The sequence below is a fragment of the Alteromonas profundi genome, from assembly GCF_010500865.1.
Lineage (GTDB): Bacteria > Pseudomonadota > Gammaproteobacteria > Enterobacterales > Alteromonadaceae > Alteromonas > Alteromonas profundi.
Genome location: NZ_JAAAWN010000005.1, coordinates 129,178 through 144,351 on the forward strand (window position 1 = coordinate 129,178; position 15,174 = coordinate 144,351).

The following is a 15,174-nucleotide window of genomic DNA, read 5'->3' on the forward strand; positions in this document are numbered from 1 at the left end:
CGTTTGTGCAATATGTTCATATAGCAAATAAAATACTTAACACCACGGCTGATTAAGATACACTAAATTAAGTGAATTTAGCGGCGGTTGTCTGTATTCCACTCAACTGCTAAACGCTCGCCACATAAAGGATTTCTCGATTGCTAGCGCTATACCCATCTAATAAATTAGAACATCTAAGCTTCCTACTTACCACACTGTTAACACAACAGCCCACAGCCGTATTTACACCAGAAACCATACTGGTAGAAAGCCCAGGTATGCAGCATTGGGTAAGTATGCAACTTGCCCACGAGCAAGGGGTAGCAATGAACATCGATTTTCCGCTGCCAGTTCGTTTTATGTGGAATACCGCTCGAACCGTATTAGGAAGTGACAGTGTTCCTAGACAATCACCCTATCGACGCGAAGTACTAATGTGGCGTATCGATGCTATTTTACAAGATGAATCTGTGATGTCTGCACCGACCTTTGAACAGGTTAATCGTTACTGGGTAGGGGCAGGGAGTGAGCAAGAGCAAGGCGTACAACGTCTACAGTTGGCAACGGCCTTAGCCGACGTGTATGAACAATATCTACTGTATCGACCAGACTGGCTATTCGCCTGGGAAAACAATGCTCACGTCGTGGGTGATGCCATGGAAGTTTGGCAAAGTGAAATTTGGCGGCTACTGGTAAAAGAGCAGCCGTTACATCCCGCTCGTCTTCATCAATTGACCTTAGAGGCACTTGAGGCGGGGCACATTCCTAACAACTTGCCGTCCAGAGTAGTGGTGTTTGCTATCAATACTATGGCACCGCAGTTAATTGCATTTTTTGATGCGCTTGCCCAACATATAGACATCCATATATTCCACTTAAACCCCAGTGTAAATTACTGGGGAGATGCAAAAAGTGACAGTGAGTTAGCCAAACAACTACGTTTGGAAGGCATCGAAAAGTGGATGGCGCAGGAACAAAGTAACCCCTTATTAGGTAACCTAGGAAAACAGGGGCGAGAGTTATTTAATCTTCTCACTGAATTAGAGAGCTTTGAAGTAAGCGCATTTGACGCCCCAGAGCATGAGAGCGAGGATAGGGATGGGCCGCATACACGCTCGTTACTTAGCTATATTCATCGCGATATTTTACACGCTGAGCCGGCGCAGGCGCTTTTACCCCATCAAATAGTACAAGAGGATGACAGCATCGCTGTGATGTGCACACACTCGGCATTACGCGAGGTGCAGGTGCTGCATGATCACTTATTGCACTGGCTGTCACAAGACAGTAGCCGTACACCTTCAGATATTTTGGTTATGTGCCCCGCTATAGAAAACTACGCGCCATTTGTTGATGCTGTGTTTCACCGCGTAGGCACCAAAGCCCTTCATAACGCGGGCACAACCCGATTACCGTGTTCTATAGCCGACAGAAGCCCCATGGACGCGGAGCCTTTGATTGCCGCCTATATGGCGTTACTGCAACTACCCGATAGCCGCTTCGGGGTGTCGGATATTATGGATTATTTGCAGCTAGATGCGGTGCAAAAACGGTTTAAGGTCTCCCAAGACGATATTGACCAAATGATAGTATGGCTAAAACAAGCCCATATTCACTGGGGGCTTAATAGCCAGCACAAAGCGGCGATTTCCGAAGGGGTTACGGCAGATGATACTTACAGTTGGTGGTGGGGCATTCGGCGTTTACTAACCGGTATGCTAGCGCCTGATAGTGAAATGATTGTTAACGACCTGCTTACTATCCCGGATGTGGAAGGGCAAAGCACGCTCACCCTTGGAAAAATGGTAGAGGTTATTGATCTCTTAGGACAGTTTGCGCATGGGTTAACCACCCCTCGCACCCCTGCTAAGTGGGCAGACGATTTACTGGAATTACGAGACGCCTGCTTTATGCCAACCCAGGAACAGGAACGAAGCTGGGAGCTCATCGCTAAGGTAGCCGCAGATTTAGCCGCTCGCTGTCATGAAGCTGGGTATGAGAACGAGCTTAGCCTTCGCCAGGTAAGAGAGTTATTGCTTAACCGTTTTTCATCGCCGGACGCGGGGAACCACTTTATGACAGGGCAGGTCACGGTATGCTCAATGCTTCCCATGCGTAGTATTCCGTTTAAAAAGGTATGCATACTAGGTTTAAATGATAGTGAGTTTCCTCGCAAATCTACCCCTTTGGGCCTCGACCTCATGGCTGGTCCGGCGCGACGGGTAGGTGATCGGTCCCGTCGCTTAGAAGACAGGTATCTGTTTTTAGAAGCCATTATTTCTACCCGAGAGAGCCTATACCTAAGTTATCAAGGTAACGATGTAAAAAATAACAGCGAGCGACAGCCCTCCTTAGTATTGGCTGAATTTCTAGATATGCTAAGCACCGGCTATCAGGTGGATATACAGCGTTATTTAACCCATGCCCCTTTGCATCCGTTCAGTGAAAATGCGTTCTCTGGCGCACTACCTAGCTATGAAAACGGTTGGCTGAGGCTCGCACAGGTGCTAAGAGAGGCCAAGCAAAGTAGCAACGCAGAAAGTAACGATAAACAAGCAGCATCGCATGCGCCAACGCACCACAATATTTCTGACGGCGCTGAGATACTTGGTACTTCAGTGGAGCTGAATGACGCACACAATGCCAAGGATACACGCTTATCGGCCATGCAGGTGGCAAGGGCTTTTAGTGACCCCTTAGAATACTTTTCTATTCAGCGCCTAGGTGTGAACTTGTCACAATCTTTTACCCTGTTGGAAAATAGTGAGCCGTTTGAAACCAACGCGTTGGTGCGTTATCAGGTACTTGATGCACTCTTTGCTGCCCCTAATACACGTGCCAGTGCTACTACTTCATCCAGCTTCGGCGAACAAGTGATTGAATTTGCGGCTATGCGCGGTGATATTCCTAACAACCCAGTAGCAAAAGAAGAGCTGGAAATGTGGAAAGAGGGGGCGTTAGCATTGACGCAAGCCATGGGGCCTTATGATGCGACACCGAAAACGGCAAGCTTTACAGGAAAATACATTACCTTTACCGCCAGCGCATTTGAATGTTCTGAAAGTTTGGCTGCGCTTTGTGCCGGAAAGATTAACGATATACGTGCGCTAGGCTACTTTATAACCCAATTGGTATTTTGTAGTAGTGATGAGGCCAGCAGTATCGCCGGCTACCCCTTAGATATTTATTATTGTGATTGGGATAAAGGGGAGACCCTATTGATTAAGCGACGCTTTGCATGGATGGACAGTCATACCGCGCAGCATATTCTGTTATTTATTGAACAGCTATATATTACCCTATATACCACCCCCACACCTCTATACCGTAGCTTGTTCAGTGATTTGGTTCCTGGCAAGCGTAAATCAGACAGTGCGGCTATAGTGGCCAGCATTAAACCCGCAATGTTCGCTGACTTAATCACCGCGTGTGAAATGCACAATTCGCTCATTGGGAATGGTGAGAGCCAAGGTGCTACAGACACGTATGAACACACGCAAGAGGTTATCTCGGTAATTGACAATGTGGCGGCTTTATTCAACAGCTTCGATGCCCAGCGTGCCCTCAGTAATTGGCTACAGTCATCTGGTCGCTTTAGTGCTGATATTGCCAATAACCCTTACGTTAAATGGTTATTTCCCCAAGGTATTGAATGGCAAGTACTGCCCCATATTGAGGGCTTTTTGTTGTTTGCGATGGTGGCAAACGCTGGTGTGGAGGAAAAACTATGACGGGTGCAGCTCATTCACAGCTACTTAATGTACCAGAAATGCCGTTATCTGGTAGGCATCTAATAGAGGCCAGTGCTGGAACCGGGAAGACTTTCAACATTACCCGTTTGTATTTGCGGCTACTATTAGAAAAACAGCTGTCGGTGACGCAAATTCTGGTTATGACCTTTACCAAGGCTGCTACAGAAGAAATTAAGGGCAGAATTGCAACCACATTGCGCGAGGCATGTACACTGTGGCAACAGGTGAAAGATAAAGGCGAGGCTATGCTTGAGGGCGTCGACCCGGTTTATGCTCACTTGTTTAATACCTGCGATCTCGATGACGCTTTAGCTCGGCTTAAAGCAGCGCAATTAGAGCTCGACGAGGCCTCGGTATTTACTATACACGGATTTTGTCAGCACGTTATTGGGCAGCTGGCTTTTAGCAGCGGTTTTGCAATGTCGCTTAATTTAAGTAAAGACACCAGCGAGTTATACTTACAGGCGGCCGAAGACTGGATACGTAAAGTTACCAGCAAAACCGACGGTTATAGGGAGGAAGACTTCTTATTACTCGCCGCCGCTAATTGGCATGTGCCAGAACGCCTGTTGGCCGACTTTAATAGCAGTATTCGTAGTGCATTAACGCCAATGTTGTTAAGTGAAGAGGATATTGAGCGCGCCTTTATCGCCGACTTGGAGGCCAACCCAGACACCAAGCATAGTCAGTATCAGGCCTTTCTTCACTGTATTGAAGAAAACGAGAGCCTGTTCTGGGAACAACTGATCAAGACACCAGCACATAAAAAAGAGCGCCCTGATGAGCTAGCTGCTCTGAAAAGCTGGTTGCGTCAATGCAGTGAACATGGGAAATACGAAGCCGCGCCCCCCCTTGCAAATAAGTTTTTAGACGGGCGACGCTATGCCCGCAATAAATCTGGGGTAAAGGAAATACTTGCGCCAATAAAAGCGTTTGCAAAAGCGATAGAAACGGCCATTGAAGAAAGAGACAACGGGTTAGCCCAAGTACCGGTATTTACGCTTGTTAATGAGGGGATTACTTTTATAAAGCAGTGCGTGTCCAAGCATAAAAAGCAGTTGGGGGTTATCGATTTTGATGATCTTATCACCATGCTGGCCAATGAAGTGGTGAAACCCGACAATACGCTTGCGGCAGAATTGCGTAAGAAATTTCCCGTGGCGTTGATTGATGAATTTCAGGATACAGATGCTAAACAATATGCCATCTTAGATGCAGTATATGCCAATGCTAACGATGCTGAAGGCGATAACGCATTGATGATGATTGGCGACCCTAAGCAAGCCATTTATCGTTTTCGGGGCGGAGATATTTTCACCTATTTAAAAGCGGGTGAGCAAGCGGATTACCGCTGGGTGATGAACACCAATTGGCGGTCGGTAGCGGAAATGATAAAGGCGTACAACCGTCTTTTTTACGGCGCGCCAGTGGCAGCGGGCCAACCTAATGAAGTGTTTGGTTTCAACATTCACTACAATCCAGTTGAATATACGTTAAAAGCGGCTGCGGCAAAGCACCCGCTTATCGATCCGCATCCCTCGCGTAGCGCAATGAACTACGTAAGTATGCATTTAGATGATAAGCAAGACGCTGCAACCATGCGACGAAATATGGCAGGGTGGATAGCGCAGGAAATTTACCGTTTACTGAACGAGGCGAGTTTTGCCAAAGCGGAGCAAGGGTCAAACGCGACTACCCCTGTTAGACCTGCCGATATTGCTATTTTGGTCAAAGATCGCACCGAAGCGAGCGTGATTAAACAGGTGCTACAGCAAAATGGCTTAGCGTGCGTATATTTAAGCGATAGGAGCAATTTGTTTGCCACTGCACAAGCTAAAGATGTATTACGGCTATTAAATGGTATTTGGCATGCTAGCGATACCAGTAAAGTAGCTTCTAGTCTTGCATCGCCATTGTGGGGATATAGCCCTAGGGCGTTAGTGGAACTACTTTACCATCAAGACGATGCTTTATGGGATGACGCATACGAACGGGTATTAAGTTTACGTGATATGTGGTTGCAAAAAGGTTGCATGAGCGTGTTGCTCTACTTAATGCAAACGCATTATCAACCCCTTGGTAATGATGTGGAACGCGCATTGACGAACTATCAACATTTAGCTGAAGTGTTAGAAAAGGCCAGTACCACTCACCCGCGCCCAGAGCAATTATTAGATTGGTTGCATAAGCAGATATACCAAGGCGGATCAGATGAAGAAATGACCCTTCGGCTAGAGAGCGACAGCCAGCTTATTCGCCTTATTACGCAACATGGCTCAAAAGGGTTGGAGTATCCTATAGTATTTGTGCCTTATGCCACTGGGTATAAAGACCCAGCGAAAAACGGCAAATCAATGGCGCAAATCTTCACCTATTACGATGAAGAAAAACAAGATTTACAGTTGCAATTAGGCCAAACAAAAAAAGCAATTGCCCGGGTTCGTGCCGAAGGAGAGGCGGAAGATATGCGCTTAGCCTATGTTGCCGTTACACGGGCCGCCCACCGTTGTTACATGGGCGTCATTCCGCTTGAGGGGAATGAAAAAAGCGCGCTGGCACGGGCGTTAAGTGTGCAGCAAGGGGAAGACGAAAGCCGAGATTGGCAGACCGTATTAACGCAGGTGGCCCATGAAGATGAAGCTTGTGCGGCGCATATAAGCGCTGATGGCTTTAGCGTCGATTACAATGCATTTAGCTACGACGACCAACTCCCTGAACTTCAGGTTCAAACTTTCACTGGCACTGATCACGAAAATTGGCGGCTATACTCGTTCTCCGCTATCAGCCGTATGGCCGTGCAGGGTAAGGCTGCAATAGTACAGCAAGACGTACAATCAATACCCGTTATACAGACTATGCGTGATGAAGAAATGTTTACGCCTGAGGAAATAACCACCCATGTGGAAGCCGTTGACCAACTTCGTTTTACCTTGGCCAAAGGCGCAGCGGCGGGTAATTTACTGCACGATATATTAGAGATAAACGATTTTAGCGCGCCAAACTGGGACGAGAGCGGCCCAGAGTTAATAAAGCGGTTTGGCCTAGAAAATGAAAAGGCACCGCTATTGTACGACTGGCTTGAGGAAGTTTTACACACGCCATTATCTCCACACATGGGGCTTGCGTTAAGCGATTTAAAAATAGAGCACACGCTCAGAGAGGCCGAGTTTTACTTTCCAATGCAAAATAGCAAGTGGGCTGAGCTGCGCACTATTTTAGGCAAGCACCGGGTTGATGTTGCCGCTCAATTAGGCGTTGTGGCGCAATCCGTTCCTAACCTCATGACGGCGAACTTAGCAGGAATGATGCACGGGTTTATCGACTTGTTATTTGAATATGAGGGTAAATACTATGTGGCCGACTACAAATCTACATGGCTAGGGAATGAGATAGCAAGCTATTCCCCTGCGGCGCTATTTGACAATAACCAGCATCACCTATACGACCTACAGTATTTAATTTACTGCCTTGCACTACATAGGTATTTAAAAAGGAGCTTGCCGGGTTATGAAGCAGAAACCCATTTGGGGGGCGTTTACTATCTTTATTTGCGCGGCATGCATCCAGAAAATCAGCAAGGAGAAGGGGTGTTTTATACCCCTGTGCCGAGCGCCTTATTAGCTGCGCTTGATGGGGTATTTGATGATAAGCACGAAGGCGGTGTGCAATGAGTAAGGGTAAAATGAAAGTCAGTGAATGTTTGGATAAGCTGGCCGGCATTGAAGCTATTGATAAGTTTATTGCCAGCGAATTTGCACCTATTGAAACGCTTAGTGATGATGACAATACGCTTTGGCTACATCTATTAGTAACCCTATCGTTTATGCAGCGTAGCGGACATAGCTGCCTAAGCTTACAAGAAATAGCTGATAACACGTTTTTTCGGCTAGAACGAGTTGACGATGATAACACTGGCACTGGTATAATAAACCCTGGTACCCACGCAGAGGCGAACGCTACCGAGGCAGCGTTAGTATCAAAACCTGGCTTCACCTTTGGGAGCCTTACTTTACTTATAGGTACTGTAAAAAAAGCGCTACAAAATGAAAGGGTAGAAGGGCTTTTTATTTACCAAAACGGAATGCTTTATAGCCGTCGCTACTTTGAATTTGAACAGGAAATAGCGCAAAGCCTTGTGTCTCGTACGCATATAACACCATTGAGTGAAGCTGCGAGCGACAATATAAGAGCATTGTGGCCAGCGATGTTTCCCACACAAACACCTCAACAACAAGACTGGCAGCAGGTTGCCGTGGCGAAAAGCCTACTCCAAGGCTTTAGTGTGATTAACGGCGGCCCGGGAACGGGCAAAACTTACACAGTATTACGCTTGCTATTGGCGCTACAAGCGTTAGACGAAAATATTCATATTGTACTGGCCGCGCCTACAGGTAAAGCGCAGCAGCGGATGACTGAGTCTATACTTAACAGTGTGGAAGGGCTGCGGGGCAACGTTGATGATAGCGTATTAAATCGCATTCCCACCCATGCGGTAACCATTCATCGCTTGTTAGGCTTACGTGAGCATACAATTTCCACTAAATACAACCAGTATAATACATTGAATTTGGATGTGCTTATCGTGGATGAAGCCAGTATGGTAGATTTGGCACTTATGGCGCGGATAATGAGAGCGTTACCCGCGCACGCACGGCTTTACTTTATTGGCGATGCAGATCAACTTCCCGCAGTGGAACTTGGCAACGTTTTAGAGCAATTAGTGGCTAATGACAAGCCGATAGACAGCACCAACCACACAAAAGCAAGTTCCCAGGAAGTACAGCTTGGGGCTGTGCCCACCTATTTACGCCAGCATATTGCTACTCTTTGTCCGCATCTGCCACTACTGCCGGTAAACGAAGAAGCAAGGACGTGGGTACATACATTACAGGCGCCGCAACGCTTTAAAGGACAAGTGGCTGAAGTGGCTAGCGCCATTCAGCGAGGGGACGCTGAGGGGACAATGCGTGCTGTAACTGTGCAGGCAGAAGCACCTAGTAGCGTAAATAAAACCCCTTACGCATTACAAGAAGGCGTAAACTTGTGGCCCGCTAAACACGTGGGTGCGTCAACCCTACAGCGTATGGCAAAAGAATGCTTTTTGCCAATTTTTGAAGCCACTGAACCGCAACAGGCGTTAGCGTTACTTAATAAAGTACGATGGCTAACGCCGGTTAGGAAAGGCCCCATGGGCGTTGAAGAGCTCAATAAGTTGGTGTTTGACAGTATTAAGCACAAAATTAAACGTCGAGAGGGCAGCTTTTATCAAGGCCAACCCATTATGATTATTAAGAACAATCATCCTCAGCGATTATCCAATGGTGAAGTGGGCGTAATATGGCCTGACGAAACGGGTAAGCTTTTCGCGTGGTTTGAGGCCCAGGAGGGTGGTTTACGGCATATTTCGCTTTCCAGAGTACCGCAATTTGAAACGGTTTATGCCATGACTATCCATAAGTCCCAAGGCTCAGAATTTACCTTTGTGGTGCTATTACTGCCTAAGCCAGAAAGTGAAAAAGCAGCAGGGTTATTTCATCGCGGTTTGGTGTATACGGGGTTAACCCGCGCTAAAACTGGCTGCTTGTTGGTGGCCAACGAACAAACGCTTCGCACTATGGTGCAAAGGGTGGATAAGCGTTTCTCTGGGCTGTCTCATGCTATTGAAGAAGCCGTGCGTGAGCGGACAAACGATCAGAACGTTTAAACAGGTGTAAAAAAGCAAAAGCCTTTACTGAGTATGTCGTCTACCTCGGTAGCAATGAGGTAAATGCGCGTGGACGAAATGACCCGCAATATTCCTCCATCAGCGCTGAAAAATTGCGATGGTGAAATGAAGGGGGCGTTGTTTTGTTCAGACAGGGTTGGGCCTTGACTAATTGTAAAATGACCTAGCCCGGCGTGGTCTAGCCACCCGATAATATTGTTAGGCTGCGCAACAAAGTTCGCGTGTTTCAAAATGTCTTGGTGCAAAGTAATATTAGCCCCAAACACAGGTTTGGTTTCTATTACCAATTGCCTGTCAGCGTGTAAGGATAGCTTGTATAAACCATGCGCTTCGGGGGTAATAGAATCGTTTGAGTTGGTTGAATCTACTAAGGTAAGCATACTAATATTCGCCAATGATCTTAGATGTTTGTATTGTGAACCATCAAAGGGCTACCTGCGTTGATGTGGATCAACGAGGTGTTTGCTTCACGTTGGCCTAAAGACGCCGTACGAGTTGCTGAACGCAAAGATAAAAACCAACCACTCGAGTATAAGTCGATTAATGTTCTATAGTTATAGTACAGTCGGGTACTCAAAGCTCTAGCAACCAGTAGCGTAAAAGTTGTGGCGAAGCGAAATAGATTGGCAGTGCATCCTTTTGCAAAATTTCAGGCGTTTTTATTTGGACTGGTAGGTGCACTACTAGGGTTTATTTACGCTATAGGAGGGTTAGCGCTAGATATATTGATTTCTGTCGGCATACTAGGTTCCCTACCTGGCGTTTCATCAGGCCTTGGACTGGGTTCCTCTATGGCCTTCGGCGCCATACTTGGAATACCCCTGATATTAATGTTAGCAGGGTACGTTATTGGAACCATTGAAGCCCACGCTTATAACGTCTTTGTTAAGTTTTCGACGTCATTAAATACTGACTTTTGGGATTAGCAATACTGCTAAAAGTGTCTGTGAGTATATTGATTCTCTGTATAAGTGATACCGTCAAATCTGGTTAAAAGGAAGAGGTAATGGATCAAGCGCTTCAAACGATGATCGAAAATATGCCTATAAAGACAGGCAAAAGCTTACAGGAATGGCAGCGCGTGTTGGCATCAATGCCGTTTGAAAAACATGCTGAAGCCGTTAACTATTTAAAGTCAGCGCATGGTGTAACCCATGGTTATGCCAATACCATTGTTACCCTTTCCAAAATAGATGAGACGACGCCATACGCGCTTATTGAAAATCAATACCAAGGCAAAGCGTTACTTAGGCCAATTTATAATGCCTTAATAGAGGTCGTAACTGCATTCGGTGATGATGTGACTATTACGCCTAAAAAAGGAAGCGTTAGTCTTATTAGAAAGAAACAATTCGCGCTGATTAAGCCAGCCACGAAAACACGCGTAGATCTGGGGTTGAAATTAAAAGGTATTGAAACCCAGGGTTGTTTAGAAGATTCAGGCCCGTTTGGAACAATGTGCACCCATAGAATTCAGTTAAACAGTGTGGATGATGTAAATAACGACGTGAAAAACTGGCTTTTGACCGCCTATAACGGCTCGGTTTGAATGTTTTTAGCTCCTTTTAAAGTTACCTTAACCTTGTATACTGGCCGGATTAATCATCAAGAAGTAGGTTGTATTCACGTTGAGTAGTGCTAGCGTAAACGTAAGCTTTCGATTTTTAAACTTAGATAGAATGCAAGCTTACACCCTGAAAAAAGAAATTAATGGTGCGTCTTTTTATCCCCATGAGCAAACCGGCGTATTTGTAGGCATAGTTCCGCTTCAAAAAGCCTATTTTGACGAACTAAACGATTATTTTATTCGCCAACAAATTCAGTATGAAGACTGCGACATCTTTGTGTCTGCTGGCGGACTAAATAGCGCGGTTACAATAGAGGTGCCTAGCGTGGTCAATAAGATGCTTAAGTATATTGACTGTAAATTAACGTACCACATAAGCGCACCCACACACGACACTATTGAGCATAATAGCAAGTAAAGTGCGAATGTGAGATAAGGTTAAAGGAATCTCGGCAACATAGTGATGTAACGCCTTTCATCACTATGGCTAGTGACACAAAAATAACCCTTTTTTGTCGCTGATAATTCCTTTTATTTATCTCGCCTATGGCTACCCACATTCCATGTATATAGCCATAGGGTAAATATTTACATCAACATAGCGCTTTTCGCTAGAATAGCCGAAAGGGGTCTAATGGTGGCGAAGGGCGTCGATTAGTTCATCTTTACTCATGTTTGAACGGCCTTCTATTCCCACTTCTTTAGCGCGTTCGTATAGCTCTTTTTTAGTGCGGTTTTCATATTTTTTACTGCCGCCGCCTTTCTTTGAGGGGGACTGATTATCGTTAGCCTGCGCGTTTGCAATACGGGCTGATTTCTCCTTACTGTAGCCTTCATCTCTTAGCGCTTCGTAAGTATCTTCATCCTTTATCCTATTTGAATTGTCATCTGCCATATACGCCTCTCAAATTTTTGAAGTTAAGTGCTATCCGCTCCCACCGTCATAATTTTATTTAGACTATCCGTGTAATGGCCCCTGTTTGTCTCTGCTTAGGGTACGAGGCCGTTGTGAGGACAGCGTCGTCATAACGGCCTAGTTCAGTGACTCTAGAAAAAGCGGAGCTAAGAAAAAACGTTGTTCAAGGTAGGATACTTATAACCCAGCGATTTAGATTAATTTTAAATTTAAACATACCTGCAGCGTACTAATCAGACGTATTTTTAGGCAAGTTATCTAGCCAAACCCGTTGTTCATCGCAAAGGGCAAAATAGTAATTTCGTTCCTTGCACTTTTTTGTAGCACAAAGCGCCTATCCGAACAGGAGATATCTCACGGTAGATAGACCATCGTTGTTTGTTTTTCTTGTGGGCATAACTTTTAGGGTGTCATGCCACAATGAGGTAACGAACGATAGAATTCTTAAAGAAATATAAGCAACTTAGCGCCGCTACTATGCATAGTGGCTACTGTGTGTGGTGGCTATTGAAATTTTATTTATGCCTTAAGTCGCTACCAAGAGAAAACTTCACTTGCATAAAAACGTGCAAGCTCGCACCAATAAAGTGCATAATCATCAATGGCTTAGCGTTGTTTTGCCTCTTGCGCCCCCTGCATTTACCGATTAGTCTAAAAATTCAAGAATGAACCCCCAGACAGAGTATTTTATGAAACAAGCGTCCGTTATACCTCCTTCCGTAAATACATCACGCCGTAAATGGTTAAAAACTCTTGGTCTTGGCGCAGGTGCCGTGGCTTTAAGCGCATGCGTTGACTCAAGTGTAAAAGAGTTTAGTGCAGCTGGCATGAAAACAGAGCATTTTCCTTCGGCGACCCCTAACGTAAATGATGGATTGGTAAGATTATCGTCGAACGAAAATGCCTTTGGGCCTTCGAAAGAGGCGGTTAAGGCAATGCAAGGCGAGCTATTTAATTTGGCACGTTATGCTGATGCAACGGTAGATGTATTGGTTAAAAAAATTGCAGCACAGGAAGGTGTATCGGAAGATCAAATAGTAGTGACCAATGGTTCATCGCCAATTTTGTTCGGCTATGCAGACTGGATAACCAAAAACGGCAACAAGCTTGTTACCTCAATGGCAACGTATGAAGGGATCCCTCGCGGTGCGGAGTTCATGGGTGCAGATGTAACCTATGTGCCATTAGCTGCAGACATGACTTTCGATTTAGACGCGATTGAAGCCGCAGTTACCGAAGATACTACGGCGGTGTATGTATGCAACCCGAATAATCCTACAGGAAGTATGGTTGACGCTGCGAAACTTACTGCGTTTGCAAAGCGGGTATCTAAAAAAGCGCAGGTGTTTATTGATGAAGCTTACATTGAAATGTCTGATGCATACCCAGCCAATGTACAGTCGAAGCTTGTGGCGGAAGGGCACAACGTGGTTATCTGTCGTACATTTTCTAAAATTCACGCCATGGCAGGTCAACGTTTAGGCTATGCAATTATGCCAGCAGAGCAAGCTAAACCTATGGGAAGAATGTTAAGAATGGGGGGCGTGAATTACTTAGCCTTGGTGGCGGGCATAGCCAGCATGGACGATCATGCGAATTTAAATACCATGCGAGCGCGTATAAAAGCTGAGCGTGAAAAGCTTACTAACGCTGCTGAGACATTAGGCAGAGAGTATGCCAAAAACCCACAGGGTAACTTTATATATATGGATACGGGTATGCCGCACGATGAGTTTGCCGCAAAGATGAAGGCACAAGGCATTAAGGTAGTGGGAAGAACATGGCCGGGCTATGATACGTGGTCGCGTATCAGCGTGGGTACGCCTAAAGAAACCGACGCTTGCGTAAGCGCGTTAAAAGCGGTTTTAGCATAAAGGGTTGGGTGGAATATTGAGGTAAAAAGCGCCGCTAAAAACAACACCTAATAGCGGCCCCCTCTTAAGTAAATAGAAAGGCTCAATGCAAACCATTGAGCCTTTCGTGTATCAGTGTTACTTACTTGACTATTTTTCGATGGTAAAGGTTAGCCCTGCCTTCGCGGTTAAGCGTTCAATGAGTTTTTCGCCTAACGCTGCCGCTGGGGTATAAAAGCCGCCGCTTAATGCTACGTCTTTGCATAAACATAGCGCTGACTCTGAAATCATTTTACTCGTTGACCCGTACCCTGGATCTTTGTCGCCTTTAACCGCTACTGCGAGCATTTCCCCTGTGGTAGCGATACCGGTAAATACGAGGTCGTAAAAGCCATTTTCACGTTCTTCTTTACCTGGACCCTCACCCGGTTTTGGACCATCACTGCTTGCGAGCGATTTATCCTGAGCAACATGTTTCGCCATAGCTTCGCCTTTTTCACCGGGCCCTGTCATCATCATTTCATCATATTGAAATGCCTGTCCGTACGCGTAATGACTTAAATAGTTAGTACGATGTACATTTTTAGTATTAATTGCTGCCATGATAAAAGGAGCAACCCAGGTGCCTAAGCTTTCGTCGTAGTACGGCTTATTGCCGTCAGGTTGGGGCTGCGTGTGGTTGTTATCTGCCAATGAAAAAGGGTTGATCAATGCCGCCATTATCGACTTGTCTTTGTGAGCAGCGGCCATGGTTGCTTTCAAACTCGCCGCGGTACCACCTGAAAAGGTTCCCTGCATTTTACGAACACGGCCTTTTACATACTCGATAGCATTGCCCGTTTGCTGTTTTGCATGCTGCTGAAGATAGTAGACACCAAGATCGAATGGAACTGAGTCAAAGCCACATGAGAACACAATGTTAGCACCCGTTTTTTTAGCTTTTTCTTCATATCTGCCAATCATTTGGTGCATCCACGCAGGCTCACCACATAAGTCAACGTATCCGGTGCCGTTATCAACGCAGGCAGACAAAAGTTTCTCACCGTAGATTTGATAAGGCCCTACGGTGGTAAGTACAACCCGCGCACGTTTGGTTAGTGCCGATAGTGCTTCTTCATCATCGCCATCAGCGATTATAGAGGCGACTTCATTGGTAATACCTAGCTCATCTTTCACGTCATCCAGTTTGCGCTCATTTCGCCCGGCAACTGCCCATTTAACACTGCTGTCGCTGCCGTATTGAGCTTGAAAATATTCGGCAACTAATTTGCCTGTAAAGCCCGTGGCGCCGAAGATCACAACATCAAATTCTCGCTCTGTACTCATTATTATGTCCTATTTATTCGCTGTGTACCGTTAGCTTCAATATACGTGCTAGT

Annotated in this window: 10 protein-coding genes; 7 read left to right on the plus strand and 3 right to left on the minus strand. The window is 45.8% G+C overall.

Annotated features, from left to right (window positions below):
- The first annotated feature begins 140 nt into the window (after positions 1 to 140).
- Genes recC through recD form a run of 3 tightly spaced genes read left to right on the plus strand, consistent with a single transcriptional unit; the run spans position 141 to position 9,438 of the window.
- The gene (gene recC, locus GTH32_RS05495) at positions 141 to 3,713 is read left to right on the plus strand and encodes an exodeoxyribonuclease V subunit gamma (protein WP_163084236.1); all 3,573 of its coding nucleotides are present in this window, start codon (positions 141 to 143) and stop codon (positions 3,711 to 3,713) included.
- Positions 3,710 to 7,405 (plus strand): exodeoxyribonuclease V subunit beta, encoded by a 3,696-nt coding sequence (gene recB / locus GTH32_RS05500; protein ID WP_163084237.1) that lies wholly within the window; start codon positions 3,710 to 3,712, stop codon positions 7,403 to 7,405. Before recC ends, recB begins: the two co-directional genes overlap by 4 nt.
- Positions 7,402 to 9,438, plus strand: coding sequence for an exodeoxyribonuclease V subunit alpha (gene recD, locus GTH32_RS05505; protein WP_163084238.1), 2,037 nt, complete (start codon positions 7,402 to 7,404; stop codon positions 9,436 to 9,438). The genes recB and recD overlap by 4 nt, the downstream gene beginning before the upstream one ends.
- Here recD and GTH32_RS05510 read toward each other — a convergent pair.
- The gene (locus GTH32_RS05510; protein WP_163084239.1) at positions 9,435 to 9,839 is read right to left on the minus strand and encodes a hypothetical protein; all 405 of its coding nucleotides are present in this window, start codon (positions 9,837 to 9,839) and stop codon (positions 9,435 to 9,437) included. The two genes, recD and GTH32_RS05510, sit on opposite strands and share 4 nt — an antisense overlap.
- Before the next feature lie 225 nt (positions 9,840 to 10,064).
- On the opposite strand from GTH32_RS05510, the gene GTH32_RS05515 reads away from it, so the two are divergent.
- The 3 genes from GTH32_RS05515 to GTH32_RS05525 all read left to right on the plus strand — a co-directional run bounded on the left by GTH32_RS05515 (position 10,065) and on the right by GTH32_RS05525 (position 11,444).
- On the plus strand, positions 10,065 to 10,385 hold the full coding sequence (locus GTH32_RS05515; protein ID WP_163084240.1) for a hypothetical protein: 321 nt from the start codon (positions 10,065 to 10,067) through the stop codon (positions 10,383 to 10,385).
- An 80-nt stretch (positions 10,386 to 10,465) separates the two neighbouring features.
- Complete coding sequence (locus tag GTH32_RS05520) at positions 10,466 to 11,008, plus strand: DUF4287 domain-containing protein (RefSeq protein ID WP_163084241.1); 543 nt, start codon at positions 10,466 to 10,468, stop codon at positions 11,006 to 11,008.
- Positions 11,009 to 11,087: 79 nt separating this feature from the next.
- Positions 11,088 to 11,444, plus strand: coding sequence for a hypothetical protein (locus GTH32_RS05525; protein WP_163084242.1), 357 nt, complete (start codon positions 11,088 to 11,090; stop codon positions 11,442 to 11,444).
- Positions 11,445 to 11,657: 213 nt separating this feature from the next.
- Here the strand turns inward: GTH32_RS05525 and GTH32_RS05530 are convergent, their stop codons facing one another.
- Positions 11,658 to 11,921: a DUF7218 family protein gene (locus tag GTH32_RS05530; RefSeq protein WP_163084243.1), complete on the minus strand. Its 264-nt coding sequence runs from the start codon at positions 11,919 to 11,921 to the stop codon at positions 11,658 to 11,660.
- A 710-nt stretch (positions 11,922 to 12,631) separates the two neighbouring features.
- Between GTH32_RS05530 and GTH32_RS05535 the strand changes: the two genes are divergently transcribed.
- On the plus strand, positions 12,632 to 13,816 hold the full coding sequence (locus GTH32_RS05535; RefSeq protein WP_163084244.1) for a pyridoxal phosphate-dependent aminotransferase: 1,185 nt from the start codon (positions 12,632 to 12,634) through the stop codon (positions 13,814 to 13,816).
- 129 nt (positions 13,817 to 13,945) lie between these two features.
- Here GTH32_RS05535 and GTH32_RS05540 read toward each other — a convergent pair whose 3' ends face one another.
- A complete protein-coding gene (locus GTH32_RS05540) occupies positions 13,946 to 15,121 on the minus strand; it encodes a saccharopine dehydrogenase family protein (RefSeq protein ID WP_163084245.1) in 1,176 nt (391 codons plus the stop codon).
- Positions 15,122 to 15,174: the final 53 nt, after the last annotated feature.

Bases quoted from the DNA above. Each gene is read 5' to 3' on its own strand.
- recB (WP_163084237.1), top strand. From the start codon at position 3,710: ATGACGGGTGCAGCTCATTCACAGCTACTTAATGTACCAGAAATGCCG.
- recD (WP_163084238.1), top strand. From the start codon at position 7,402: ATGAGTAAGGGTAAAATGAAAGTCAGTGAATGTTTGGATAAGCTGGCC.
- GTH32_RS05510 (WP_163084239.1), bottom strand. From the start codon at position 9,839: ATGCTTACCTTAGTAGATTCAACCAACTCAAACGATTCTATTACCCCC.
- GTH32_RS05520 (WP_163084241.1), top strand. From the start codon at position 10,466: ATGGATCAAGCGCTTCAAACGATGATCGAAAATATGCCTATAAAGACA.
- GTH32_RS05530 (WP_163084243.1), bottom strand. From the start codon at position 11,921: ATGGCAGATGACAATTCAAATAGGATAAAGGATGAAGATACTTACGAA.
- GTH32_RS05535 (WP_163084244.1), top strand. From the start codon at position 12,632: ATGAAACAAGCGTCCGTTATACCTCCTTCCGTAAATACATCACGCCGT.
- GTH32_RS05540 (WP_163084245.1), bottom strand. From the start codon at position 15,121: ATGAGTACAGAGCGAGAATTTGATGTTGTGATCTTCGGCGCCACGGGC.